This is a genomic window from Acidianus sp. HS-5 (assembly GCF_021655615.1).
Lineage (GTDB): Archaea > Thermoproteota > Thermoprotei_A > Sulfolobales > Sulfolobaceae > Acidianus.
On the sequence record NZ_AP025245.1, the window covers coordinates 529,214 to 551,627 of the forward strand.

Genomic DNA, 22,414 nt, shown 5'->3' on the forward strand with positions numbered 1-22,414 from the left:
TAACTCGTTACGCTCTATTAACGATCCATGCAAGACCTTTGCTTATCTCTCTGACTGATAATAGATTGTAATTTCCATCATAGGTTCTTACAACTACATGTCTAATACCCTTAATTTCCATTACGCTTAATGCTTTAGATATTCTTTCTCCTTCATCTAATATTGGTACATCGTACCTTACTTCAATAGTTGAATCTCTACTCCTTCCCTCTGAAATCATCCTTATCCCATCCTTCAGAGTAAAAATTCCCGGCTTTGTGCCAATTACTAATCCTGCCTTTCTTTTTTTCTCAAGTAATGTAGTTAATGCATCGTATAATGTAGTGTTGCTTTCCAGAATTACTGGATCCATAAAGAGGAACTCGGAAATTTTCTTTTCTCCTTTTAATACGTGAATCTCAACACTATCGTTCTTAATTACATTACTTACAGCTAATCCTCTCAGGCAATCCTTCAACGATAATATTCCGGACAAGTTTTGCCTCTCATCTATTATAGGAAGATGTGAAATCCCCTTCTCGAGCATTAGATCTAAAGCTTGGGATAAAGTAAATCTCTCGGTAATAGTTACCGCATCTCTAAACTCAACATTCTCTATTCCGGTTATGAAAGTCCTTAGTACGTCAGTCTCTGTTGCGATCTTTTTGTTTAACATAAGTACCGAACCTATTCCTCTTTCGTGAATTATTTTGGAAATTTCTCTCAGCTTTGTTGTATTGACAATAACAGGTTTATTAGCATATCTCCATACTCTTTGCACCGTAACCTTTGCCCTTAAAGGTACTTCGTTTTCATCTGAGAGCACTATTATGCAGGAATACGGACAAGCCCTTTCACAAGCTTTACATCCAGTACAGTCCCAAGGTCTAATTACCTTTGCTAACCTTAATTCTCTATCGATAACTAAGCACTTAGCTAATGCACAAGCCCTTTCACACATAAAACAACCTACGCATCTATCCACGTCTATTAAAACTATTGGTTCCAAGGCTAATCACCTAGAACGGTGGTTCTGCTTGCAGTGGATTATATAGCAAATTCCCTAAGTATTTGTTATAGAATGGCATTGCAGGATTCATTGGACTGGACATCCAATACGTTATTAATACGAATGAGACTCCTAGAATAATTATTGGTAATAAGTAATTTCTCATGGGTATGCCGTCGTATTCTGACAGTTTTTTTGCAGCCCTTACAGACAAATATATGCCGAATATATTAATCGCCTCCATTATGAGTAACGCCCACCACTCTGCAGTAGCTCCGCAGGGATTACTGCCAAGTTTATATAGCATAGATCCCCAAAGTGTTTCAGCCAAAGGCGTGTGTATTCCCGTTGGGCTGAATACTTCATTAAGTATGAGTAATGATCCGCCTACGAATTTCGGGATGTTCCTAGCTAATATTGTAGCAGCGAATATTGGAATAAGGGAGTAAGATATTGAGGTGAACCTCCACTTAAAGTCCTTGCCAAAAGAGAATAATGACACTATAATTATAGGTATGGCATTTAGAAATGCATAATCTAAAGGCATTGGATAGCCATATGTAGTCCATCCGTATTTACCCAATCCTTCACCTAATGCATTTGCAATATTTCCCCAACCGGTAACTTGGCTTAACCATTGATCAAGAATAGTGTAAACTGGTAGTGCATTGAAGAATTGGAAGAATACTACTCCTAGCAATATCAGTACTGAAAGAGCAAAGTCAAATCTCTTTCTATTTGCGAATAAGTCATCTATCCAAGGAAATCTTTTAATGGGTACATCTATATTGTCATGCGGACAGGCCTTATAGCAATCACTTGCCATACCGCAAAAACCGACGTTTTCCCTGCTTCCAGGAGATGCAAACCAAGGACATCCGTGGAATTTATCGTTACCTCTCATGCAGTCCTTTGTTGTACAACTTTTGCACTTTTCTTGGTCTTTGATTCTGAAAGTGCCAAGCGGAGAAATCATGGTGGTTACAGCTAGAGGTGCACTTAATGGGCAAATAGTTCTGCAGAAAGTTCTTTCTTGAAATAGTATTGCTATTATCACCTCAAGTAGTGCAATGTATATCAGAACTACCGAAGTTAACATAGGTAATCCGGGTCCACCTATGTTGTAAAATTCCTCTACCCAAGTTAGTACCGAAAATCCTATTGCAGAATACAGTATAGTGGAATACTTTAATGGCCACCTCAATCTTTTACCCAGTTTCCTTCCAGTCTTTTTCCACGGATGTAACCTTTGTAGCCATTCAGCTTGACCACTGAAAGGACAAGTTTGACACCAAGTTCTTCCATTAGCTATCCAAGTTAATAACCAGAGAAGTGGAAACCAAAGTAACCAGCTTATGTCTGGGGCAAAATTCACTAAGTTTAATTCAGAACTGTTTAAGTTCTGTTCACCTATTATTCCTGCAATCATTACTATATAAAATACTATAAAGGATGGTAGGATTATAGCAAAGTGTGCCCATCTCTTCTTAAAGAATTTTGCAATAAAACTATTTGAGAATAGCGATGGTTTGTGCTCGCACCTATTCAGCAAATTTACTTTTTTCTGATTAGGATTTGTGACAAATATCCAAGAATTATCATGTCCTTTGTGTATTAAATTAATCGCTAAATTAATTATAACTACAGTTAACAGTGTAGTAAACACTAACAGTTCTCCTTCTATCAATAGAGGATTCTTCATGAAGATTATGGTAATCCAAGTAGTTATTCCAGATATAATTGAAGCAATAAAAAATGATATATTAAATTTTGTTTCATATTGCTTTAATCGTTTATACATTTCTACTTCACATTTAGTAAGTAATTATTGCTTAAAAATTTTTCTCTAAATTAAGTATTTTTACTTAAATTAAGTAAATAAACCATATATATAGAAAAATAAGACAATGTGGAGATTATCAACAGAGATGACAGTTCTTCGTCTTCTTATAATGATAATATTAGGTGAAAAGAGATATAAATCAAAAAAGAAAAATATTAAAAAATAATTATTTATTTTTAATATTTGTACTCAAATTAGTTTTCGTATCTGCAGACGACTCCACTGCCTTAGCTCCTACAGCAGTTCCCGTGGCAGTTCCCTCAGATGATCTCTCTTCAGGGACTAATATCCTTATCATCCCGTCCGCTGGAAGAGCTACTGGCATTTCTTCTTCCTTATATCCTTCCCTTCTCATACCTAATCTTTCCAGAGCTATAGTTTGCACTGCCCATAGTGGTAGATCTGTCTGCTTAACTTTTTGCCCGTAGAGCAGAGTTAGTATTAAGTTGTATGCAAATATTATTGTAGCAAATCCGGCAAGCCATCCGCCTATCATTGCCATCTGATAATATACTTCATAAAACGCAGGCCAAGCTACTTCCCTTCTTATTGCACCGTAGAATCCGCCTATTGCAAATGAAGTAACCAGTAGTCCCATTCCAGCTTCCCAGCCCCAGAAGTGCAACCAGCCTAATTTTTCACTGTACCACTTCCTTCCCCATAGATCTGGCCCAACTACGTATAGAACTCCTAACAAACCGCCAACGCTATATAACGCTAACATTATGTGGAAGTGGCTCGGTAACCATAACGTATTATGTACAGTAGGATCTACTGAAGGCGTTGGTTGGGTAGGTTCTGCTTGTATCCCTCCAATAATGTTCCAAACCGCTGCAGCATATATGAATGCTAAACCAACATCCCATTTCAGCTTCTTTGGATTTCCAAGAGTAATGAAGAACAGTAACCATAGGGCTGCGAAAGGTATTGCTATTAATGCAGTAGATGTCTGTGCAAATATGTCCCTTAAAATCAACGGCCATGGATCATCTACTAAGTGGTGGACGTAAACGCTTGCGCCGAGGACGAATAACACTGGTATTAACCATCTTGCGAACCTAACGCTGTAAATAGGCCTCTTTGCATAAAGAGGTACTATTGCGATTATTGCCCCAGTTAACGTGTAAGGAGCGAAGTAAACTAGAGGATGATCTGCAAACCAGAATAATCCCTTCCATATTTCTGCATTTGGTACACCAAACAAGTATACCCCTATTCCTCCAATTGGTGAGATTAAGCTCCATATAACATCTATAAACACTGAAATATTTGCTAGAGCCATCATTATCATGTCCATGACTATGAAACCTATTGCGGTGGGCACTAGCTTACCTTGTATTCTTCCCAAGAAGGAAGTGCCTAAGACTGAAGCCATTTCCATCCATTCGCCTACTACCATTAAGGCATAACCTATATACCACGTTGGAGAGGCTCTTAGCGGGTTCAGGAAAGTGAATAAGTACTGGTTTTCCACTCCTCCTAAGTTCATCATGAATAATCCTATAGTAGCAATCCATAGTCCGGCGTTAGCTATCTTAGGCCATTTTATTAGCCTGGATCCGTTAAGTGCAGGAATCATGTAAAAAGACACTGCAAATACAGTTGAGAAGACTGCACCGAATATCATATCCATTACGTGGTTGGTCATTGCTTGGAAGTAGTATTGTGGACATACTATAACTGGTAATCCTTGGCTGCATAACCCAGCTTGAGTCCTCAGGAATAGTGCGAAAGCTCCACCTACAAATAACCAAGCTATCGCGAATAGGATGTTCTTTAACGCTAGCATTTTATAGTCTTCCGTATAGAACACTTTTACTAATGCTGATCTCTTAGCTTCTCTTTGTTTAACTTCTTCATATTGTCTTGCCCATTCTGATAGTTGCTCTAATTCCCTACGCCTAACTTCCTCTCTTGAAGCCATACTAAGTTAAGTAGCGTAATTATAATATTTAAGTTTTAATGCTAAAAGTAGAAAGAAAAAGTTAAAAAATTATTTTTTAATGTTTATTCTACATACTGAAGGTAACTTGTAAGCTAAGTATAAGACTGAAGCAAAAAGTAAGGAATCTGCAGTAAGCGATAAAATTAGCTGGTTTGAGAAACTATAGAATGCAGAAAATCCCAAGTTGAACGATAATAGTGCTGTAGCATAGGCTGAGATTGCGCATTGGGGACATATTCCTATAGCCCCCAAAGCTAGCGATGACAGTCCACTCTTCGGAACTCTCCTTTTTGAAGAATAATATAACTTTACTGCAGATATTATATAGCCTCCCATTATTGACACTGCTATGAGTTGAAGTATCTTTAGAGGATCGAATTCTATCCCAACGAAAGGAGGATAGTATATTAATACTGAAGGAGCTCCTAATGGCATGCCGAATAGGAATGTGTAGAAATGCGGATAAGGAAATCCGTTAACGTCAAAGTGCACTATTCCTCCTAGCAGTAAGTTAATAAGAGCGTAAATTAAAGTAAAAATTTTGAAGTCCCTCCTCGAAACTTTAGGAGGATTGAATTTGAACTTAATCAATTCATATATTCCATAACTTAGCGAAACTAATCCTGCTATCATGAGTGATGTTGTAATAAGCGTCATCTCAACTAAAAAGTTGTAATCAAAACCGTTATAGTCTACGTAGTCTCCTACATGAGTGATAAAGAATGCAATTTGGCTTATCGTAGTTATTAAACCCAGAATTATCCAGGTTAACCCGGGAGTCCCTCTAGGGTTAACTCTAATTCTTTCTAAATTTATCTCGGACATCGAGTCCCTTAAATACTGAAGGTAATATATTCCTGCATACCAAGCTATCGGAGTACCTATGATCCAAGTGTAAATCCACATCTGCAAGAGCTGAGAAAAAGTAAAGCTGAAGAAAGGTATTGGATATCCTAATATGAGGGATATGGGTCCTGGCATTATCATAGTCCATGCAGTAACATGCATTATACCTAATCTTGCCCATTTCTTTAACGTCATGAAACCTAATTCTCCTAGGATTCCTGCAGTCAATGAAATTGGAAGAATTAACATGGAGTTGTAGATGATAGGGAATAAGACTATTTCAAGGACTATAATGGCCATACTTATTGGGAAAAATATCTTCTTCTTGATTTTACCCAGTAAAGCACTCGCTAAGATCCCCCCTGCAAAAGTGTAGCCTATTATTTTTACTAAATCGAAGGCCGGATTTGCGGGTATTAACGCTGCAACTAAAACTATGATTAGAGCAATTATTATCTTTATTGTGGGCTTTATGGATTGAGGGAATGGCTTATTCCCGTTAACCTCATTGTACAACACAAAGGTTGACAGAGTTAGTAATGATATTGCTAATACAACGAGACCTTCAGATAGTCTATCCATGAAGGAGATTGAGAATAAGAAAGGTAATGAAACTGTCGCTGAGCTTATGAGAGCTGTGAATAACTCGCAGGAACACGATAAGGAAGTCGCTATTAAACCTAAAGATGCAACTAATCCCTTCCTAGCTCCTAACCTTAGCAGTCTATAGTAGATAATGTAAAGCGTTACATTTAAGCCAACTAGAAAAGAAAGGAAGATTGATATTGCAAGAGACACTGGAGTTATAGCCCAGGTCATAAAGCTGGTTGTAAAACTAATGAAAAACGGTCCCCATAATGGAAAAGGTAAATCTGTAGGATTAACAGGAGGCGAAGTAGATAAAATAAAATTTACACTTGATGGAAGAATTATTCTAGTGAAAATTAGTAATCTATCAGCATATTGAAAGAAAAAGAAATACAAAATAAAGGTAGATAAAAAAATATATTTATATGGCTTAGAACGGATTACGTCCAATATTTCCATTATTCGCCTGCCTCCTGCTTTGCTATCTGCAGAGGATCTACTTGTGGATCCTTATCGGCCTTGATTATCAATAGGAGAAACCAGATAGGATATATTAAAGACATTAGCAAGAAACCTACAATCCACAGATCTGCTTCGCTTTCGAATATAGCCATAATGTCGCCTCCTTAATTAAAGTTTGAAAAAATACTTTAAAAAACTTATCTAAAAAAGATGTTAAAATAAGTTGAGATCCTTAAGCCACTTTACCATGTAAAACGTTGATGGAACAAAAGCCATGGCAAATAAGAAGTATGCAGTATCAATGAATTGGGATATTGAATAAACAGAGTAGATGTTAGTATCGTAATACGATCCAAGCTCTAAGAAGATCTCTGCCATGCTTGCCATCATGCTGAATATTGCAAAAATGCTTATACTCTTCCAAACGTTAGTCATTCCGTACCACCCTATTCCGCCTATTAGCCCGGCAACTACGAAAGTAATAAGTTGTATTGCTCTAGTAGTGGTTGAAACTACTGAGGAATCGAAAGGCCCAGGGAAATACCAATAAGAAACTAAAGTACCCGCAATCCCCCAGCCTAATATTAACCCTCTGGTAGTGAAATTAAACTCTAGGAAACTTTTCGCGTAACCTTTTCTGAAAAGCTCATCAGCTATCCATATTCCTATTAGTCCTGCTCCCCATACTGTGGTCATATCGAAAGAAACTCTCACTATTTCTAATAACCTAGCTAAATATAGGGATAAAGGATTCAAGGAAGCAGCTAGCATTACTAAACCAAAAATCAGATATGGCTTTTTATCCTTCAACTCCATAACCCCAACAGTAAACCTCCTAGGACTAGGACAGCACCAGATATTGGGACCATGGCAACTAATGCGTCGTCCTCATACATTGAGTAGGGTAGAGTTAGAGTTAATAAGATATCCGCTATCCATAACGACGCGCCTATCCCTGCTATTACTGCACCTAGTACTCTTCTAGCAAATTTTATTCCGGCCATTTTTCATCATTTAAATCTTTATTTTGACGAGTTATAAATTTTTCGTGATTATCCTTATTTTAGAAAAGCGTCTATAAAAAATTCTCGATTCCAAGGAATTTTTAGGATATCAGTCTAGGGAAGATCCTAACTTCGTTTATTTTTAGTGTAAATCTTATATTTTTCAAAAATAAATGAATAATAATACACCATTATTGAGGCTATAGTAATACAGAAAATGGGTTTCAAATTAATCGCAGTCGTAATTACAGAAAGTATTATAAATAAGTAAGCGTATTTCCAACTCTTCTCTGAAGTCATAATTCCTAAAACTCCTAGGGCTATATCAATGAAAATTGAAGATAACTTCCAAATATTTAGGTCAAATAAGAGTGGAGGGAATGAGGTTATTCCTATAAGGGGTATTAACGAGATTAATAATTTCCCACTATCATAATTAGTAGTATATGCAAACATGAAGACGGAAAGCATTTCAACCATCATCGGGTAAAAGAACCATACACTATTAAGGGACGATGAAATATCTTCTAGGGGTGAGATAAAGATGCTCTTTCCTACTTGAGCTAATGTAAACGTAGTTCCCATTAATGCCTCGTTAATTACTAGTAATAATGCTATGAAGTACTTGTGAAAATCGCTTATAGGAGTTTTCTTTTCGCTGATTTCATCTGCTATTGCAAAGAAGTAGCCTAAGATTACGATCATAAATACCATATTTATTCCTACAGCCACTCCTAAAGTTAGACTGCTCGGAGAATATAGGTATATTGAAGCTCCCAATAGCATTAATGCCATCATTAAAAGAGCAAAGTATACAAAAAACAGATGGACATAATTTCTCATAACGTTTTCCACGAAATATAATATCCCGACAATAGCAATAATCATTATCCCTGCTAATATACTCAATAAATATATGCTAACCATAAGTATATTTATTTTTTATAATTTTAAAACTTAACTGAATTTCACAGGAATTACGTTACCATCATTAAAGCTTACATAATACATACCTGGAGACAGCTTTACTGGTATGAATATTGTATCGACACCTATGTACACTTCATCGGATTTAACGAAGGCAGTGGTTACTTTACCGCTACTTAATACCACGGATTCTTTTATGTAAAAATACCTAACATCCAGAGTATACGTAGAATTTCTTATGCATAATATCGTTAGCTTCTCTTCTTGCAGATTATTCAAGCTTATCATGAGTCCGGTCATGCTCTCATTTTTTATTGATAATGTAGTAGAATTATAAACAGCAAGAGAAAACTCGCCGAATTTCTCATTATAGATCGGCAAACCTTGAGAGGGAGAAATAAGAGCCGATATCATTGGATAAGTTAACAATACGATGCCTATAACAGCTACTATAGTTAAAAAAATAAGATATATCTTTTTCATTTTTTCTGATATCCCCCGAACATAATTAAGGCTAAGCCGACTATTGATAATGCAAAGGCGGCAAAGTCCATGCTACCGTAGCTGAAGATGAAGGATGCAGGCTTCGACATAAAGATATAGCCATATATTACGAATAAGATTATTCCTATGGCTTCGATTACTGCTCCAGCTAATATTGGACCCCACATTTTTACGTTCATATCAAGTTAAAGTCGAAATTATTGCTTAATAAAGTTTTCTTATTTTCGTTTATTACGATTTTTTATAACTATATTTAATTAACTCTCTTGATCAAAACGCCTATCTACTACTATAAAATAAATAAAGCGTAAACAGTTACTGTACAATTAGACAAAACTGTTAGATATAATAGAATTTAAACCATTTTAATATTTAAACATAATAAATTGTCTTAGATGAACATCGTAAGCCCTGTTAATTAGAAAATAAAAGAGAGGCATTTACCTAAATTTAATTAAAAAGGTTAAAATCTAGAAAACTTTTTATTCTTGTCTTTTTCGATAGTTAATTTATATTCTTTTTTATCAAAAACAACGTAAATTTTTTAAGCTATACAGTTCAGAGATGAGAATAGTGAATATGAAATGAAGAGAGGCACTGTTATAGCCTTGTTCTTCGTCCTAGTTATAGTAGCCGCATTATCGTTAGAAATCCAGTATAGCTCTTATGACTATATAGGCTATAATCCTACAAATAACGCAGGAGAAGGAGTAGTTCATGCACAATTTGCAAACGCCATAGGTTCTTACAAGGGTCCATACGTTACAATATATGTTACTGGACAACAATGGCACTGGGATTTCTATCCTCATGCTAGGACGTGTACTAACCTAACAGTAGTCCCAGTTGATGAGCCCGTAGTTTTCGTTATACACAGCATTGATGTATTTCATGAATTCTTTATACAGAACGCTCCTAGCAACTTCAGCTTAGGGTTCAACTTCGGTGCAGAGGCAGTACCTGGATATTATTCTTATATAGTCTTAGTATTTCCTAAACCTGGACTATACCACGTAGCTTGTGCTGAGTACTGTGGTACTGCTGCAGTAGGATTAGGACATTCTTGGCTTGTAGGGACAATATTAGCTACATGCAATGCTACACTTGCTAGTAGTATAACAGGAGGAGTAATGCCTCAAGGACAATGGGATCCACATGTAGTTAGCGGGGCGATCTAAATGAAGAACCTCTTATACTTATCTATAATTTTAGTTGTCATAGGGGTGATCGCAATGGCAGTAGGAACTATTACTGTGACTTATCCTAAGGAAGTATTCAGTATTAATGGTATGCATGAGGTGACAGGAAATAAAGTTTCAAACTATTTTGTTAATTTCTTCGGTTTTGCAATATTTTTGTTCGGTATTGGGGGACTATTAGCTAACTATGAATTAAATAAGAAAGAGGTGAGACAAAATGGCTAACGGTTATGTAAAACTCCTTACTTTAGGTGTAGTTATAGTCTTAGTATTGTTAGCAGCAAGCTACGGTGCAGATTACTTACTCAACTCTGCATCTCAAGCAACAACTACTGTTACCGCATATTATGTACCTAATGCTATGCCCAATCTGGGAAATCCTGGAGGCTGTACATTCTGGCAGTCTATACCATGGACTACCGTGCCGTTAGTTCCTACAGTTCCTGTTCCAGGAGGAGCAGCAGGACATACACACTTCGTTTACGTTAAGGCTGCATGGACTTACATAAATGGTACTCCTTACATATTTATACTAATGAAAGCCAGAAATCACGGATATGTATCTTGGTTAGCATGCTCAGAAAGGACTCCCTGCGGTAAATTATGGGAACCTTTTGCGCAAACTAGAGTAGGTTGGTGGGTAGTTAACGTTTCCTACACTGCTAACCAATCTACGGCAAAAGTATCTTATGTCCCAGAATGTAAGCAACTTCAATATCCACCAGGATGCACATTATCTAACCCAATCCAAATAATAGTATTAAATGAGAGCGGAAAATTAGTAGGCGAAGTTCTAGGAGCAACCTTACCAGACGGTTGTCCACTAAATAACGGCATGCCAGTAATAATTACGTCATTATACCTCAATTACAGTGGTACGATAATTACCAGTTTCAATCAATTCTTAGCGATGGGCCTTAACGATACTACGTGGGCGCAGATGGCATACAACGAATTCTATCCTGAGGACACTGCAGGATATGTTTCACTATTCTATAATTCCACGTATACGTACCCAGAAAGATTTGCAATACTGTGGTCACTAGGCGGAGTACCTAGTGATTGGTACAAAGTTGCATATACACCTCATATGATGCCTGGAACTTCTGGTGCAATTTCAGCAGGTTGTGATGAACTATGGATTTTAAATAACAACCCAAGAGCAAATAATACTCAAGATACTGGCTATCCTGGGAACACATTGTTCAGCAGAACTTCTCCACCACCCTATGGACATTATCCTCAATACAAGGATCCACTTAACTTAGGATACTTAACTGATCAAGGTATAATAGCAGATGCTTTCGTCAACGGTTCTTCAATATATTACATTGGAGGAGTACCCTTCATTGGCTTCCCATATCTTAATAATCCTAACTATAATGCTTGGGATCTAATGAACGGCTTATATAATGCTTCACAATTATGGGATCCATCTGTTGTAGCCACCGGACTGAAGTTAGTCCATTCACCTACAGGAATATGTTGGTGTGCAGAATTTGTTAGGACATTTACAACTTTTGGAGTATCTGGAGGACAAGGAATGTCTCATTATCAAGTTCAGTTGTATCCCGGACACACATATCATGTAGCATTTGCAGTATTCCAAGGAGGAGCTGGAGAATCTGTCGATTTCAAATCAATATCCTTCTGGTATGACTTATACATACAACCAGCTCAGTCCTCTTCCATGATTCCAATGATAATAACTGCTAACGGCTTCCTAGCACCAATAGTATTTGCAATAATATTCGGAGGAAAGGCTACCATCTTTAAGGAGATTGAGAAAATGGAGAAATCATTGGAAAGAGTCAAGTATCCTCTTATAAAAATAATGGGTGTTAAGAATGGACATCAATAAGATAAACAATTTTTTTAACCCAATATACTTTTTGTATATTTACTTAATTTCAGCTTTTTTAGAATTATTCTTCAATAGGGAATTTCTCGTGTCCGTTTTACCTTTCGGTTTAGCCGGGATTTCCGTAAGCAAAGTAGAACCTTACCTCACAGCCTTCTATATAATCGGGGGTGTAGCTTTTACTTTTCTCCTAATTTTGCAACCTGTATTTCTAGTGTGGGCTATACTAAAGATAAAGCAGAAGCTAGGCAGAATACTCTTAGCTTCAGTCCTTTATTTGACGCTTTTTGCGGACTTTATGCATATAGCTTATGGAGTAAATAACACAGCTTTTCAATTACCTGCAGTTTATTCGATAATTTATGTAACGCTAATTATCGGCTCATCTCTCCTGCTAATAAAAGGAAAGAACATACTTTATGCTCTTTTCATTCCTGACATTCTGGCTTATTCCTTCTTGCTATTTAACTGGCTCGCACAGTTCCTTAGAGCTTCTTGGATAGGTATAATCAGCGGCTATTCCGGTTATCTAATGGCCTATGCCGTACTTGCGGCAGGAGTAATATTCATTTCTTGGGCCGTAAGGAAGGTGAGGATAGTAAGAATACTTCCTTTCGTTGCTATAGGTCTATTCGTTGGCATAGCAAGTTGGCTAAACTTGATTCCAGGATGGGATTTCGCTATCGGCGTTGCTTTTCCATATGTATTTGGAATACTTGGTATAAGAGACTGGATGCCTCCAATTTTCTTCGTAATAGCTTTCATAACTTTTGGTTATGCATTATGCCTAAGAAAACTTGATAAACCTTTGTCATTCTCTGTGTTAGCATTACTTGCAGCTACGTTAGTTTTTGATTCAGTGCCAATTACACTGTACCTAATATCTCCACTAGTTGCAGTGACATATTTATATTTAACTCCAGTAAGGCAGAAATTAAAGGAATAATTGTTTTCTTCATCCAGTGAATATTAATTTATCCTAATTTAGCTTTTTCAAAGAAAGATCTAAAAGTTTGTGGAGAAAAGAATGTATTATGAATGAAATTGCGATAACTCAAGTTTACGGCAAGAGATTGAAGCAGAGGTACATTGCATTACTAGATGAGGAGATAATGCAGAACTATAATTTCCTTCCCGGAGATATTATATTAATATATGGAGACAGAACAGTGCCCTTTACTGTTCAAGAAAATAGGGATAAAGAGAAAGGAATAACTATAAACGAAGAAGATCTAAAATTGCTAGGCATTAAAAATGGTGAGAGAGCAGGGTTCAAGAAAGCGAGATACGTGGAAATACAAACTTTAAGTTTAGCTCCTGCAGTACAAAAACCTTACGATGAGAGGAAAATAAGCCTTGAACTCAGAGGTAAGGCAGTAACGAGAAGGATGCCAGTATTTACTAAAGAAGGCGATTTTACGGTAATCTCTTTTACTCCTCAAGATGAGGTAGGAATAATTACTGGAGATACTAGGATAGAAATTGGATACTCAAGCGTTAAGCTGACTCAAAAGGATATACCTTACGTTACCTTAGATGACGTAGGAGGCTTATCTAAGCAAATAGATGAATTGAAAGAAATTGTGGAGATCTCTCTAGTAAGACCGGAAATAATGAGAATTTTAGGCTTAAGGGCTCCTAAGGGAATTCTACTTTACGGTCCTCCTGGAACGGGAAAAACACTTCTTGCTAAGGCTATAGCGAATTCAGTGATGGCTAATTTCTTTTACATCAGCGGGCCTGAGATCGCATCAAAGTACTATGGGGAAAGTGAAAAAAGGCTTAGAGAAATATTCGAACAAGCTATAAAGGATTCTCCCTCAATAGTTTTTATTGACGAGATAGATGCAATAGCTCCGAGTAGGGATACTACTGGTTCTGAGACGGATAGGAGAATAGTTGCACAACTTTTGACACTGATGGACGGAATAACTTCATCAAGGGGAATCTTGGTAATAGGTGCCACAAACAGACCTAATGCTTTAGATCCTGCATTAAGGAGACCCGGAAGGTTTGATAGGGAAATTGAGATTCCAGTTCCAGACAAAGAAGGAAGACTGGAGATATTGAAAATACATACTAGAAGGCTGAACTTGATTAACGTAGATTTAGAAAAAATAGCTGAGCTGACCCACGGATACGTAGGAGCGGATATAGAAGCTCTAGTTAGAGAAGCTACATTAAACGCTTTTAAGAGGAGTAAAAATTATGAATCTGCAAACGTTACCATGGAGGATTTTGTCGAGGCTATGAAGAGAGTCCAACCCTCGGCATTAAGGGAGTTTAAGATAGAAATACCCACAACTACATGGGAAGATGTAGTAGGACTTGAAGATATAAAACTAGAGTTAAAAGAAGTCGTAGAGTGGCCTTTAAAAGAGCCCGGTATATATGAATATATGAACGCAGAAATACCTGGCGGAATTTTACTCTATGGTCCTCCCGGTACCGGAAAGACAATGCTTGCAAGGGCTGTAGCGCATGAAAGCGGTGCAAATTTCATAGCAGTTAACGGCCCAGAAATTCTCAACATGTGGGTAGGAGAAAGCGAGAGAGCAATTAGGGAAGTTTTTAAGAAAGCTCGCCAAGCATCACCTTGCATTATCTTCTTTGACGAGATAGATTCTTTAGCTACAGCAAGAGGTACAGATCCAAATAGGGTTACAGAGAGAATAGTCAGTCAATTGCTTACTGAGATGGACGGAATAAGTAAAAGGTCTGAAAAAGTCGTAGTAATTGCAGCAACTAATAGACCAGATATTGTTGACCCTGCTCTTCTTCGTCCGGGTCGGTTGGAGAAATTAATTTATGTAAGGCCTCCTACTCTAGATGAGAGGAAATCCTTATTTATTACCTTAATCTCCAAGCATCCTCATGACGATAATATAGATTACGAAAGGCTAGCTAAATTAACCGAATATTATACTCCCGCAGATATTAAAGGGATAGTGAATAGGGCAGTTCTTTTATCGATTAGAAGAGCAATGGCAGGAGAGAAAAACGTTAAGTTAAGCGAGGAAGATCTAGAACTTGCGTTAAGTTCTTCCAGACCAAGTTTAAATTCATCAATAATGAATTACTATAATTCATTTAACTTAAAGACAAGGCAGACCAGCTATGCTTGAGGTTTACGTAATCTTTGGTCTAATGGCGTTTTCTCTTGTACTCTCTGGTGTAATGACTTTAGTCCTCTTAGGCATCACTGAGAACGATATAGTTAGCTCTCTGGAAATATATGAAATACCTAGAATAGAGCTTAGACTTATCTTTATAATTTCACTTTTTTCAATTTTTGATGGAGTATTAGAGTCCTTTGTACTCTCCCCACAGGGGATAATTTTAAGTTTTGAATCAATACCATATTTAATTGTATTATTTAGTAAAAAAATGAGGCGATTTTAATGCCAACTGAAGGATTCAGAAGTTTAGTTTATATTGTTGAAATAGTCTTTATATTCCTTTTTCTATATCTTTTCGATATAAAGTTTATAAAGAACGGTATCCTATTCTACGGAATCATGATAATGGGTATAGCGATAGCTTCGGTATTAGGATATTTACTAATAAAGAGTGTAGAAAAGTACTTCAATTATTAGATTAAAGTTCTATAATGGTACTAAGGCAAGCCTAACATATATATCTGAAATCAAAAACAGAAGTAAATTGCTACCGCAACTTAGTTAAGGACTGGGAAACTGTCCAAGATAACGTTAGTTCCACTAACTTTCATGTATTTAAGCGTAAATAAGAAACTCATTATTTAAAACATATCAAGTTTAAAATAGTTAAAAAATTTTCAGTTTCCATTGCTTACATCTAAATTTCTTTTTCCATATATGGAAAACAAAAGCGTCATTGATAAAAATAGTTAAGTATATGACGCTATTTTAATAATCATTTTTCATTACGTCATTATACATGTTTAAATGGTGACAATATCCCTCAAATTACACAAGCGTCTCCCATATGCTAAGGAAATATCTTCTCCTTTCAGAAAGTTATGAAGATTTTTTCTCTTCTTTCATTACATCACATGATAAGATAGATTCACTGTAATTCCTTGTATGCTTTATTGCAATTTGTAGAATCTCCTTCACGTCTTTATCACTGACAGAGTAAACTGAATATTTACCGTTCCTTTCTACCCTAACGATCCCGCAGTTCCTTAAATAAGCTAAGTGGTGGGAAATCAGTGATTGTGATTTGTTTAAGTCCGTTGAAATTTCTTGAACAGTAGCTTTCTCCTTCTCCAAGAGATATAATATTATTTCAAGCCTAGTCTTGTCAGACAATGTAGAGAAGAAGATCTCTAACTCTAAGAGTAGATTTTCATTACTGAACTGTGACATTATATTAAATTTATCATTTCTCGTTATTAAGCATGTATGAACATATGTTCATATGAGAAAACTTTTTTAAGAAAGAATGCTAAAGAAAATTTGACCAAAAATGAAAATAAGAATAAATAAGGAAGATTTGAAATGCGAGCACTGCGGTGCACCTCTATCAGAGGAAGACATATACGTTAGAGTAATAAACGGAGAAAAACACTACTTCTGCTGTTCTCACTGCGCAGATGCCTACGAGGCAAAGATGAAATGAAAGACTTAGTGATTATAGGCTATGGGGCTGCAGGTTTTGCATCACTAATTCAAGCTAACGAGCTAGGAATAAAACCTACACTTATAGGTTACGGTCCTATTGGAGGAACTTGCGTAAACGTAGGTTGCGTCCCTTCAAAGAGGTTACTCCACTTAGGAGAAATATACAAGGGTAAAGTTCCTGATTTTTTTAAACCTTTTGATGACGAAAAAGAGTTAGTAAAGGTAATGAGGAAGGAAAAATACGAGGACCTCTTAAGTTATTACGACGTTGATTTAATAGAAGGGAAGGCACATTTTATTTCTCCCCACGAGGTTAAGGTTGGGGACAAAATTATAGAAGGCAAGAAATTCATTATTGCAACTGGTTCATCTCCTTTCATTCCGGAAATAGAAGGATTAAAGGAAACCGGGTTCTGGACTAACGTTCAAGCTTTAAACCCAGACAGAAAGATCTCCTCTTTAGTAATTATAGGAGGAAGGGCGGAGGCTTTAGAGTTTTCCCAAATTTACAAAAACTTCGGAGTTGACGTTGCAGTACTCCAGAGGAGTAAAGTATTAATTCCTAATTGGGAGCCTGAGATTTCCTTGGAAATTCAGAAAGTCCTAGAGGACGAAGGAATTTATGTAGTTACCGGGGTTAAAGTTAAAGAAGTGAAGAGAAGTGAAGGAGGCAAAATCGTAGTAACAGATAAGGGAGAAGTTGAGGCTGACGAAGTACTTTTAGCTACTGGGAGAAAACCTAACGTTGACCTTAACTTGTCCTCTGCCGGTGTAGAATTAAACGAGAAGGGAGGGATAAAGGTAAATGATGAATTACAGACTACTAACCCTAACATTTACGCTGCAGGAGACGTAATAGGAAATATGATGCTCGAGGCGTTAGCGGGTTACGAAGGTACTATAGCTGTAAGGAACGTTATAGGGAATGAACACAGGAAAATTGACCTCCTAAGCATACCTCAAGTAATATTTACAAAACCTAACCTTGCAAGGGTAGGTATCACGGAAGCTGAAGGCGGAGAAAAAGTTGAAAGTAGGGTCGTTAAAATGCGGGACATCGTGAAGGCACAGATCTTAGGAGAGGCCAGAGGGTTGATAAAGATGGTTGTGGATAAAGAAACTAAGAGGATTTTAGGAGTTCACGTGATGGGTGAGAACTCTGCAGAATTCATAAGTGAAGCTGCCTTGGCTATAAAACATAGGATGACAGTAGATGATATAATTGATACAGTACACGTATTTCCCACTGTAGCTGAATCCCTTAGGATAGTTGCGTTAGCGTTTTACAAGGACGTGGATAAACTCAGTTGCTGTGTATAAGAGTACTTTTTCCTAATCCTGATGTACTACTTCTCTATACTTCATAAATTATCCCTACATACCCGAAGTCAGGAAAATCTATGGAGAAGGAAGTGGTGGCGTTACCTTTAATCTTTAACTTTTCTAAGACCTTAAATTTTTCCGGAAATCCTGTCTTATTGAGGTACTTTGCCTCAATAGCTATTGCGTCCTTTAAACCGGAGAATTGCAATAAGTGACTGTACTTTATTATCGGTGACTGCGTTGCGTTAAAGTTTATTGAGAACAACCTCTTATCGCCATATAATTTTTCGTGTGCCTGCAGGTATTTTTCTCTGGGTAGTGAGTTAGTAAGGGTTACCTCAAATTCCAGTTCGTAAACTTCCATCTCTTTTCCTTTGCAGTTAAATTCTATCTCCACCTCCTTCTTTAGGTTACCTAAATCCCTTACTTTTACTTCTCCTTTTCCTTCTGCGTTCATTTTAACTTTAGAATCCAACAAGGAGTCTGCTAGGAAGACCTTTCTAAACGAAATCCTGCTGAATGGTTTTAACCTAATGAACTTATAGTCTCCTGATATTGTAATTTTTACTCCTTCATATTTTTCCTCATAATTGAAGTAAATTACGTATTGAAGAGCGTTCTTTTGAAGTTTTTCCTCAATTTCCTCAGCTTTTATTTTGCATTCTTTCGAGAGTATTTTAATAAGCTGGTCGTCCATCATACATTATAATACGTGATAGTTTAAATTTTGAGGGCATCAAGGCCTTTCGCTGATAGGAAACTATAAAATCCTTCTTTACCAATTTATTGTTAAGATGGTCGTAAGTCAGTCTGAAATTGAGGAGATTCGTAAAGACCTATACAAGAGGGCAGAGTTTGTAATTAAAGCGTATAAGGAAGATTTAGATGCGTTAGCGGAATTTGACAGAACAGGAGTATTAAAACTTAATGGAAAAGTACTTTATGTTGCAAAATTCAATGACGACAAGAAAGATCAATAACCTTTTCTATAACTTCTTGTAATGTATTTATGCTCTTTTCTTCATCCTCATCAGAGGAAATTTCTGCAAGCGTTGTTAATATTATTTCTCTTAAGCCTGAGTTCCATATAATTTGTCTTAAATCTAAAATATTTTTATCAGAAAGCCTTGATATAATAGTCAAAAGTAACGCATATGAAGTCCTCTTATTTCCGTCAGCAAAAGGATGTCCAGAAGCGATGTGGTGAATAAGTACTGCTAAACTCCTACTAATGTTATGGTTCTCCTCAAAGTCATAAATTGCGGAATAAATCGCTCCGTCTATGTTATCTGGATTAACTAAACCGAAAGTTGATGATGGGTCTTCATTTACTACTTGTTGATTTAACCATATGATGAAGTCCTTATCTAAGGAATTTAATATTGTTTGAAATTTGCTTTCCATCAAGATGCTTTTTCATGTAGCTATATATTGTTTTCTACAGAAAGCCGAATCTAATACTAACAAAGCTCTCTTAAAAACTTGTCAGTAAATTATGTATCTCTCATTGAGCTTGTATGAAAGCGTGGTAGAGCGTTTAATGAGCAGCAAAACAACAGGGCATTGCATAGTATTCAGTGGTCGCGAGAAGGTCAGTAAGATCTGAATTACAGAAGAACTAAAAGGATAATCCAAAAGAGCGTGTCGGTTTAATCTATCACTGGTTTAAGGAACTTTATAAGGAAAGATACAACGGGTTTAAGAGGTCTTGCAATAGTCTTTAATGCCTTAAGTAAGCTTTTGCGTATGAATTCATATATTCCTATTCCTAAAGATATCAAACCCAGTCCAAGGAATATGGGCCATAATGAGGCATATCCGGGTGGTCTGATACAAGTATATAATCCCTGAGCTTTCTCACCCGGGTTACAAATATATGATGACGGCAGTGGAGGAGGCTGAGGATGATTTATTCGATATATAACATGATCTATTGTATGAAGGTAAACTGCTGTAGTGAGAAATATCCCGAAAAGAATTATTGCAGTTAGTCCTATTATTAACCGTTTGTTCACCTGATAAATATCCAAAATAAAGAAAAAAGAGTAACGGCTACAGAAGTATACAACCGAAACGTGAGGGCTGATGGGATAAAGTTTGTCATAGTCAAACAGTTTAAAAACTTAAGATTACACTAAATAAGACTATTAGAGTTTCATATGAAATTGTATATTTTCACTAGTAATACTTGTATATCTTGTTCTCAAATCTCCGTCTCATAATTTCGGACTCAACTAGAACTTTCAAGTTATCTTGCTGTGCAATTAATGAAGAATATAGTAAATTTTTTAAATAACTTGATCTCTGACTCTCTGTCAAAAATATCTTTCAAATTATCCTTAGGTCTAGGGTTGAAAAGCGATTTTACTTACCCCCTGGTAAGTAACTTACCACCACCCAAGTTTTATTTCTTTTCATATACCTTCATCAGCTTTGATAGACCAAAGTTTATCCCCTCAATTGTTATTACTCCAGCGAAAACGGGATGGAGAATATAAAGCGGAGAAACCCTTTCTAAGACTCCTAGGAAAGTAGCTAAGATCGAAGGAGGGTGTTCTATATTTAGGAGAAGCTCTATACCGTAAGATATTATAGACGCTATAACTGCAATAAATATCCCAGAGCCTACTAAAGTAACGAAGATTACTGCAATCACTGCTGACAACAAGTAAGAAGAGATTATGACTAAACTCCTCTGGAATTTCCATGCAGGGTCAGGAAGCTTAGTGGCTGCAGTTGCTAAAAAAGGAGGAAGAATAAAGGCTACATGAGTTTCCACAGAAAGAATTGTTACTATAGATATTGCGATTACAAGATTAATGAATGCAAAGACCTTGTACTTCTTAGCAAGTTCCATAAAAATATGTATTGAGAACGTTTTTATTCTCTTTCATCTCTCTTAACAAGTCAGCTATAAATCCATTTTTCTGAACCTCAGATAACCTAGGAAAAATAGACCTATTATCCGGGCTAACTGAGAGGCTATAGAAATTCCCAGATTGAACGGGCATTTGCAAGGGTTAGGTTGGCTAACAAGTAAGATATAACTTTACAGACCGACGTATGGTTAATGTAGTGAATAATCAAATTGGCAGTAGATGGATGGAGAAACACTCTTGGGTTATTAAAAACATAACCTTTGATAGTAACTTCTGTCCCGTTCCAAAAAACTTCGCCTACGAAGTTCAAATCGTAATACGAGTATGAAGGCAATTTTTCTAAAGAGGAGCTGTAAACGTTGTATGCAGTACCTATGCCAATTACCGTAAGGACTACTAAAAAGGCAATAACTGACGGCCTAAAGAAGGACCTCTTAAAATCATAAAATATTAGATTCGTAATTCCACCTTGAAATCTAGTTTTTATAAAAATTTGAATTAGTATTTAAGAATTATCATAATTTTGTTTCATTTTTACTAAGTCTTATCCACGTATTTCCTCTTCTCTCATAAAGAGGTCTTACCTCCCTATAAATTTCCATAACCTCGTCCCAGAATTGCTCATCTTTTTCGATCGCTTTTCCCTCCTCAATTATTTGTAACAAAAACGTTGAACCTTCCCTCAGCTTCTTTAGGAATACTTCAGTGTTCATGAAAATTGCATCTACTTCTCCAGGAAACATCTTAATTATCCTAAGGTAAAGGTCATCTGGTACTTTCCTAGGGTCTTTAGGTATTTCATCTCCAACAACCAAAACGTCGTAGTCGCTGTTTTGCGTAAAATCCCCCCTGGCTCTAGAACCGAAGAGCATTATTAACTTCATTTCTGCATCTCACCTTTTACCCAATTAAGTATTTTAACAGCACAATTCATACAATCATCAGCGTCCTTTTCTGTATAAAACTCATAGGGAGAACCTTCTGGGTAAACATCTGGACATCTAGTAAGTACGTATTGCTTATCAAGAAAAGTAGCACACTGGAATATGTCAGCAGGTGGGTTTTGTATAAGGTGAGAAATTGAGTGCCCTCTCTTTTCGAGTCCATTCAACTGTAGGAGTGCTTTTATTGCTTTTTCCGCAGATTGTTGAGAAAGGAAGCAAGCTAATTCATAATATCCTCCAGCCTTAGCGTGTTTAGCTTCTTCCAGGTCTCTTTCTGCCTGCTTAAGCCAGTCCTCTACTCTCTTCACAGGATATAATGGAAAATGGACAATAATAAGTTATACTTAGTCAGACCTAGAAGGTCAAGGCAAACTATGAGGGTTCACGTAATGTGAAGCATAGCAATCAATAGTGTTATTACATAAATATACTGCATTACCTTGACCTTTAAGGCCTAACCAAGTTAAGATGTTAGTAATGAGTATTCTGGCAAAGGA

The 22,414-nt window shown here is 36.6% G+C and carries 27 protein-coding genes; 10 read left to right on the plus strand and 17 right to left on the minus strand.

Annotated features, from left to right (window positions below; genetic code table 11):
* Nucleotides 1–7 precede the first annotated feature (7 nt).
* The 10 genes from HS5_RS02730 to HS5_RS02775 form a co-directional block, all read right to left on the minus strand.
* A complete protein-coding gene (locus tag HS5_RS02730; protein ID WP_236752561.1) occupies nt 8–988 on the minus strand; it encodes a CBS domain-containing protein in 981 nt (326 codons plus the stop codon).
* Nucleotides 989–998: 10 nt separating this feature from the next.
* Nucleotides 999–2,789, minus strand: coding sequence for a hypothetical protein (locus tag HS5_RS02735; RefSeq protein ID WP_236752562.1), 1,791 nt, complete (start codon nt 2,787–2,789; stop codon nt 999–1,001).
* 208 nt (nt 2,790–2,997) lie between these two features.
* Nucleotides 2,998–4,755, minus strand: coding sequence for a cbb3-type cytochrome c oxidase subunit I (locus HS5_RS02740; RefSeq protein WP_236752563.1), 1,758 nt, complete (start codon nt 4,753–4,755; stop codon nt 2,998–3,000).
* A gap of 69 nt (nt 4,756–4,824) precedes the next feature.
* Nucleotides 4,825–6,606 carry a hypothetical protein gene (locus HS5_RS02745; protein ID WP_236752564.1) on the minus strand — a complete coding sequence of 594 codons (1,782 nt, stop codon included), beginning with the start codon at nt 6,604–6,606 and terminating at the stop codon, nt 4,825–4,827.
* Nucleotides 6,607–6,668: 62 nt separating this feature from the next.
* On the minus strand, nt 6,669–6,824 hold the full coding sequence (locus tag HS5_RS02750; protein ID WP_236752565.1) for a hypothetical protein: 156 nt from the start codon (nt 6,822–6,824) through the stop codon (nt 6,669–6,671).
* A 61-nt stretch (nt 6,825–6,885) separates the two neighbouring features.
* Nucleotides 6,886–7,488, minus strand: a complete 603-nt coding sequence (locus HS5_RS02755; RefSeq protein ID WP_236752566.1) for a DUF1404 family protein — start codon at nt 7,486–7,488, stop codon at nt 6,886–6,888.
* On the minus strand, nt 7,479–7,676 hold the full coding sequence (locus HS5_RS02760; RefSeq protein WP_236752567.1) for a SepZ protein: 198 nt from the start codon (nt 7,674–7,676) through the stop codon (nt 7,479–7,481). Before HS5_RS02760 ends, HS5_RS02755 begins: the two co-directional genes overlap by 10 nt.
* A gap of 126 nt (nt 7,677–7,802) precedes the next feature.
* The gene (locus HS5_RS02765) at nt 7,803–8,603 is read right to left on the minus strand and encodes a hypothetical protein (RefSeq protein WP_236752568.1); all 801 of its coding nucleotides are present in this window, start codon (nt 8,601–8,603) and stop codon (nt 7,803–7,805) included.
* Between the two features lie 30 nt (nt 8,604–8,633).
* Nucleotides 8,634–9,086 (minus strand): hypothetical protein, encoded by a 453-nt coding sequence (locus HS5_RS02770; protein WP_236752569.1) that lies wholly within the window; start codon nt 9,084–9,086, stop codon nt 8,634–8,636.
* The gene (locus HS5_RS02775; protein WP_236752570.1) at nt 9,083–9,286 is read right to left on the minus strand and encodes a hypothetical protein; all 204 of its coding nucleotides are present in this window, start codon (nt 9,284–9,286) and stop codon (nt 9,083–9,085) included. Before HS5_RS02775 ends, HS5_RS02770 begins: the two co-directional genes overlap by 4 nt.
* A 405-nt stretch (nt 9,287–9,691) precedes the next feature.
* On the opposite strand from HS5_RS02775, the gene HS5_RS02780 reads away from it, so the two are divergent.
* The 7 genes from HS5_RS02780 (at nt 9,692) to HS5_RS02810 (ending at nt 15,763) form a co-directional block, all read left to right on the plus strand.
* A complete protein-coding gene (locus HS5_RS02780) occupies nt 9,692–10,285 on the plus strand; it encodes a quinol oxidase (RefSeq protein WP_236752571.1) in 594 nt (197 codons plus the stop codon).
* On the plus strand, nt 10,286–10,531 hold the full coding sequence (locus tag HS5_RS02785) for a hypothetical protein (RefSeq protein WP_236752572.1): 246 nt from the start codon (nt 10,286–10,288) through the stop codon (nt 10,529–10,531).
* Entirely contained in the window at nt 10,524–12,167 is a 1,644-nt protein-coding gene (locus HS5_RS02790) for an ethylbenzene dehydrogenase (RefSeq protein WP_236752573.1), read from the plus strand. Before HS5_RS02785 ends, HS5_RS02790 begins: the two co-directional genes overlap by 8 nt.
* Nucleotides 12,154–13,113 carry a hypothetical protein gene (locus HS5_RS02795; protein ID WP_236752574.1) on the plus strand — a complete coding sequence of 320 codons (960 nt, stop codon included), beginning with the start codon at nt 12,154–12,156 and terminating at the stop codon, nt 13,111–13,113. The genes HS5_RS02790 and HS5_RS02795 overlap by 14 nt, the downstream gene beginning before the upstream one ends.
* A gap of 88 nt (nt 13,114–13,201) precedes the next feature.
* Nucleotides 13,202–15,292 carry an AAA family ATPase gene (locus tag HS5_RS02800; protein WP_236752575.1) on the plus strand — a complete coding sequence of 697 codons (2,091 nt, stop codon included), beginning with the start codon at nt 13,202–13,204 and terminating at the stop codon, nt 15,290–15,292.
* Entirely contained in the window at nt 15,285–15,569 is a 285-nt protein-coding gene (locus tag HS5_RS02805; RefSeq protein WP_236752576.1) for a hypothetical protein, read from the plus strand. Before HS5_RS02800 ends, HS5_RS02805 begins: the two co-directional genes overlap by 8 nt.
* Entirely contained in the window at nt 15,569–15,763 is a 195-nt protein-coding gene (locus HS5_RS02810; RefSeq protein ID WP_236752577.1) for a hypothetical protein, read from the plus strand. The genes HS5_RS02805 and HS5_RS02810 overlap by 1 nt, the downstream gene beginning before the upstream one ends.
* Before the next feature lie 402 nt (nt 15,764–16,165).
* Here HS5_RS02810 and HS5_RS02815 read toward each other — a convergent pair whose 3' ends face one another.
* Complete coding sequence (locus HS5_RS02815) at nt 16,166–16,516, minus strand: metalloregulator ArsR/SmtB family transcription factor (protein WP_236752578.1); 351 nt, start codon at nt 16,514–16,516, stop codon at nt 16,166–16,168.
* 100 nt (nt 16,517–16,616) lie between these two features.
* Here HS5_RS02815 and HS5_RS02820 point away from each other — a divergent pair, with 100 nt between their 5' ends.
* Together HS5_RS02820 and merA are read left to right on the plus strand one after the other, a co-directional pair.
* Nucleotides 16,617–16,769 (plus strand): heavy metal translocating P-type ATPase metal-binding domain-containing protein, encoded by a 153-nt coding sequence (locus HS5_RS02820; protein WP_236752579.1) that lies wholly within the window; start codon nt 16,617–16,619, stop codon nt 16,767–16,769.
* Complete coding sequence (merA, locus tag HS5_RS02825) at nt 16,766–18,091, plus strand: mercury(II) reductase (RefSeq protein WP_236752580.1); 1,326 nt, start codon at nt 16,766–16,768, stop codon at nt 18,089–18,091. The genes HS5_RS02820 and merA overlap by 4 nt, the downstream gene beginning before the upstream one ends.
* A 34-nt stretch (nt 18,092–18,125) precedes the next feature.
* Here the strand turns inward: merA and HS5_RS02830 are convergent, their stop codons facing one another.
* Complete coding sequence (locus HS5_RS02830; protein ID WP_236752581.1) at nt 18,126–18,791, minus strand: hypothetical protein; 666 nt, start codon at nt 18,789–18,791, stop codon at nt 18,126–18,128.
* A 97-nt stretch (nt 18,792–18,888) separates the two neighbouring features.
* On the opposite strand from HS5_RS02830, the gene HS5_RS02835 reads away from it, so the two are divergent.
* Entirely contained in the window at nt 18,889–19,074 is a 186-nt protein-coding gene (locus HS5_RS02835) for a hypothetical protein (RefSeq protein ID WP_236752582.1), read from the plus strand.
* On the opposite strand, the gene HS5_RS02840 is transcribed toward HS5_RS02835, so the two are convergent.
* The 5 genes from HS5_RS02840 to HS5_RS02860 form a co-directional block, all read right to left on the minus strand.
* Nucleotides 19,049–19,498: a type II toxin-antitoxin system death-on-curing family toxin gene (locus HS5_RS02840; protein WP_236752583.1), complete on the minus strand. Its 450-nt coding sequence runs from the start codon at nt 19,496–19,498 to the stop codon at nt 19,049–19,051. The genes HS5_RS02835 and HS5_RS02840 overlap by 26 nt on opposite strands.
* A 245-nt stretch (nt 19,499–19,743) precedes the next feature.
* Nucleotides 19,744–20,109 carry a hypothetical protein gene (locus HS5_RS02845; protein WP_236752584.1) on the minus strand — a complete coding sequence of 122 codons (366 nt, stop codon included), beginning with the start codon at nt 20,107–20,109 and terminating at the stop codon, nt 19,744–19,746.
* Nucleotides 20,110–20,498: 389 nt separating this feature from the next.
* Nucleotides 20,499–20,951 carry an HPP family protein gene (locus tag HS5_RS02850; protein WP_236752585.1) on the minus strand — a complete coding sequence of 151 codons (453 nt, stop codon included), beginning with the start codon at nt 20,949–20,951 and terminating at the stop codon, nt 20,499–20,501.
* A gap of 537 nt (nt 20,952–21,488) precedes the next feature.
* A complete protein-coding gene (locus HS5_RS02855; protein WP_236752586.1) occupies nt 21,489–21,857 on the minus strand; it encodes a nucleotidyltransferase domain-containing protein in 369 nt (122 codons plus the stop codon).
* Nucleotides 21,854–22,225: a HEPN domain-containing protein gene (locus HS5_RS02860; protein WP_236752587.1), complete on the minus strand. Its 372-nt coding sequence runs from the start codon at nt 22,223–22,225 to the stop codon at nt 21,854–21,856. The genes HS5_RS02855 and HS5_RS02860 overlap by 4 nt, the downstream gene beginning before the upstream one ends.
* Nucleotides 22,226–22,414 lie beyond the last annotated feature (189 nt).

Bases quoted from the DNA above. Each gene is read 5' to 3' on its own strand.
- HS5_RS02795 (WP_236752574.1), top strand. From the start codon at position 12,154: ATGGACATCAATAAGATAAACAATTTTTTTAACCCAATATACTTTTTG.
- HS5_RS02810 (WP_236752577.1), top strand. From the start codon at position 15,569: ATGCCAACTGAAGGATTCAGAAGTTTAGTTTATATTGTTGAAATAGTC.
- HS5_RS02785 (WP_236752572.1), top strand. From the start codon at position 10,286: ATGAAGAACCTCTTATACTTATCTATAATTTTAGTTGTCATAGGGGTG.
- HS5_RS02770 (WP_236752569.1), bottom strand. From the start codon at position 9,086: ATGAAAAAGATATATCTTATTTTTTTAACTATAGTAGCTGTTATAGGC.
- HS5_RS02815 (WP_236752578.1), bottom strand. From the start codon at position 16,516: ATGTCACAGTTCAGTAATGAAAATCTACTCTTAGAGTTAGAGATCTTC.
- HS5_RS02775 (WP_236752570.1), bottom strand. From the start codon at position 9,286: ATGAACGTAAAAATGTGGGGTCCAATATTAGCTGGAGCAGTAATCGAA.
- HS5_RS02740 (WP_236752563.1), bottom strand. From the start codon at position 4,755: ATGGCTTCAAGAGAGGAAGTTAGGCGTAGGGAATTAGAGCAACTATCA.
- HS5_RS02855 (WP_236752586.1), bottom strand. From the start codon at position 21,857: ATGAAGTTAATAATGCTCTTCGGTTCTAGAGCCAGGGGGGATTTTACG.
- HS5_RS02790 (WP_236752573.1), top strand. From the start codon at position 10,524: ATGGCTAACGGTTATGTAAAACTCCTTACTTTAGGTGTAGTTATAGTC.
- HS5_RS02850 (WP_236752585.1), bottom strand. From the start codon at position 20,951: ATGGAACTTGCTAAGAAGTACAAGGTCTTTGCATTCATTAATCTTGTA.
- HS5_RS02780 (WP_236752571.1), top strand. From the start codon at position 9,692: ATGAAGAGAGGCACTGTTATAGCCTTGTTCTTCGTCCTAGTTATAGTA.
- HS5_RS02835 (WP_236752582.1), top strand. From the start codon at position 18,889: ATGGTCGTAAGTCAGTCTGAAATTGAGGAGATTCGTAAAGACCTATAC.
- HS5_RS02820 (WP_236752579.1), top strand. From the start codon at position 16,617: ATGAAAATAAGAATAAATAAGGAAGATTTGAAATGCGAGCACTGCGGT.
- HS5_RS02750 (WP_236752565.1), bottom strand. From the start codon at position 6,824: ATGGCTATATTCGAAAGCGAAGCAGATCTGTGGATTGTAGGTTTCTTG.
- HS5_RS02760 (WP_236752567.1), bottom strand. From the start codon at position 7,676: ATGGCCGGAATAAAATTTGCTAGAAGAGTACTAGGTGCAGTAATAGCA.
- HS5_RS02765 (WP_236752568.1), bottom strand. From the start codon at position 8,603: ATGGTTAGCATATATTTATTGAGTATATTAGCAGGGATAATGATTATT.
- HS5_RS02840 (WP_236752583.1), bottom strand. From the start codon at position 19,498: ATGGAAAGCAAATTTCAAACAATATTAAATTCCTTAGATAAGGACTTC.
- HS5_RS02755 (WP_236752566.1), bottom strand. From the start codon at position 7,488: ATGGAGTTGAAGGATAAAAAGCCATATCTGATTTTTGGTTTAGTAATG.
- HS5_RS02800 (WP_236752575.1), top strand. From the start codon at position 13,202: ATGAATGAAATTGCGATAACTCAAGTTTACGGCAAGAGATTGAAGCAG.
- HS5_RS02735 (WP_236752562.1), bottom strand. From the start codon at position 2,789: ATGTATAAACGATTAAAGCAATATGAAACAAAATTTAATATATCATTT.
- HS5_RS02830 (WP_236752581.1), bottom strand. From the start codon at position 18,791: ATGGACGACCAGCTTATTAAAATACTCTCGAAAGAATGCAAAATAAAA.
- merA (WP_236752580.1), top strand. From the start codon at position 16,766: ATGAAAGACTTAGTGATTATAGGCTATGGGGCTGCAGGTTTTGCATCA.
- HS5_RS02805 (WP_236752576.1), top strand. From the start codon at position 15,285: ATGCTTGAGGTTTACGTAATCTTTGGTCTAATGGCGTTTTCTCTTGTA.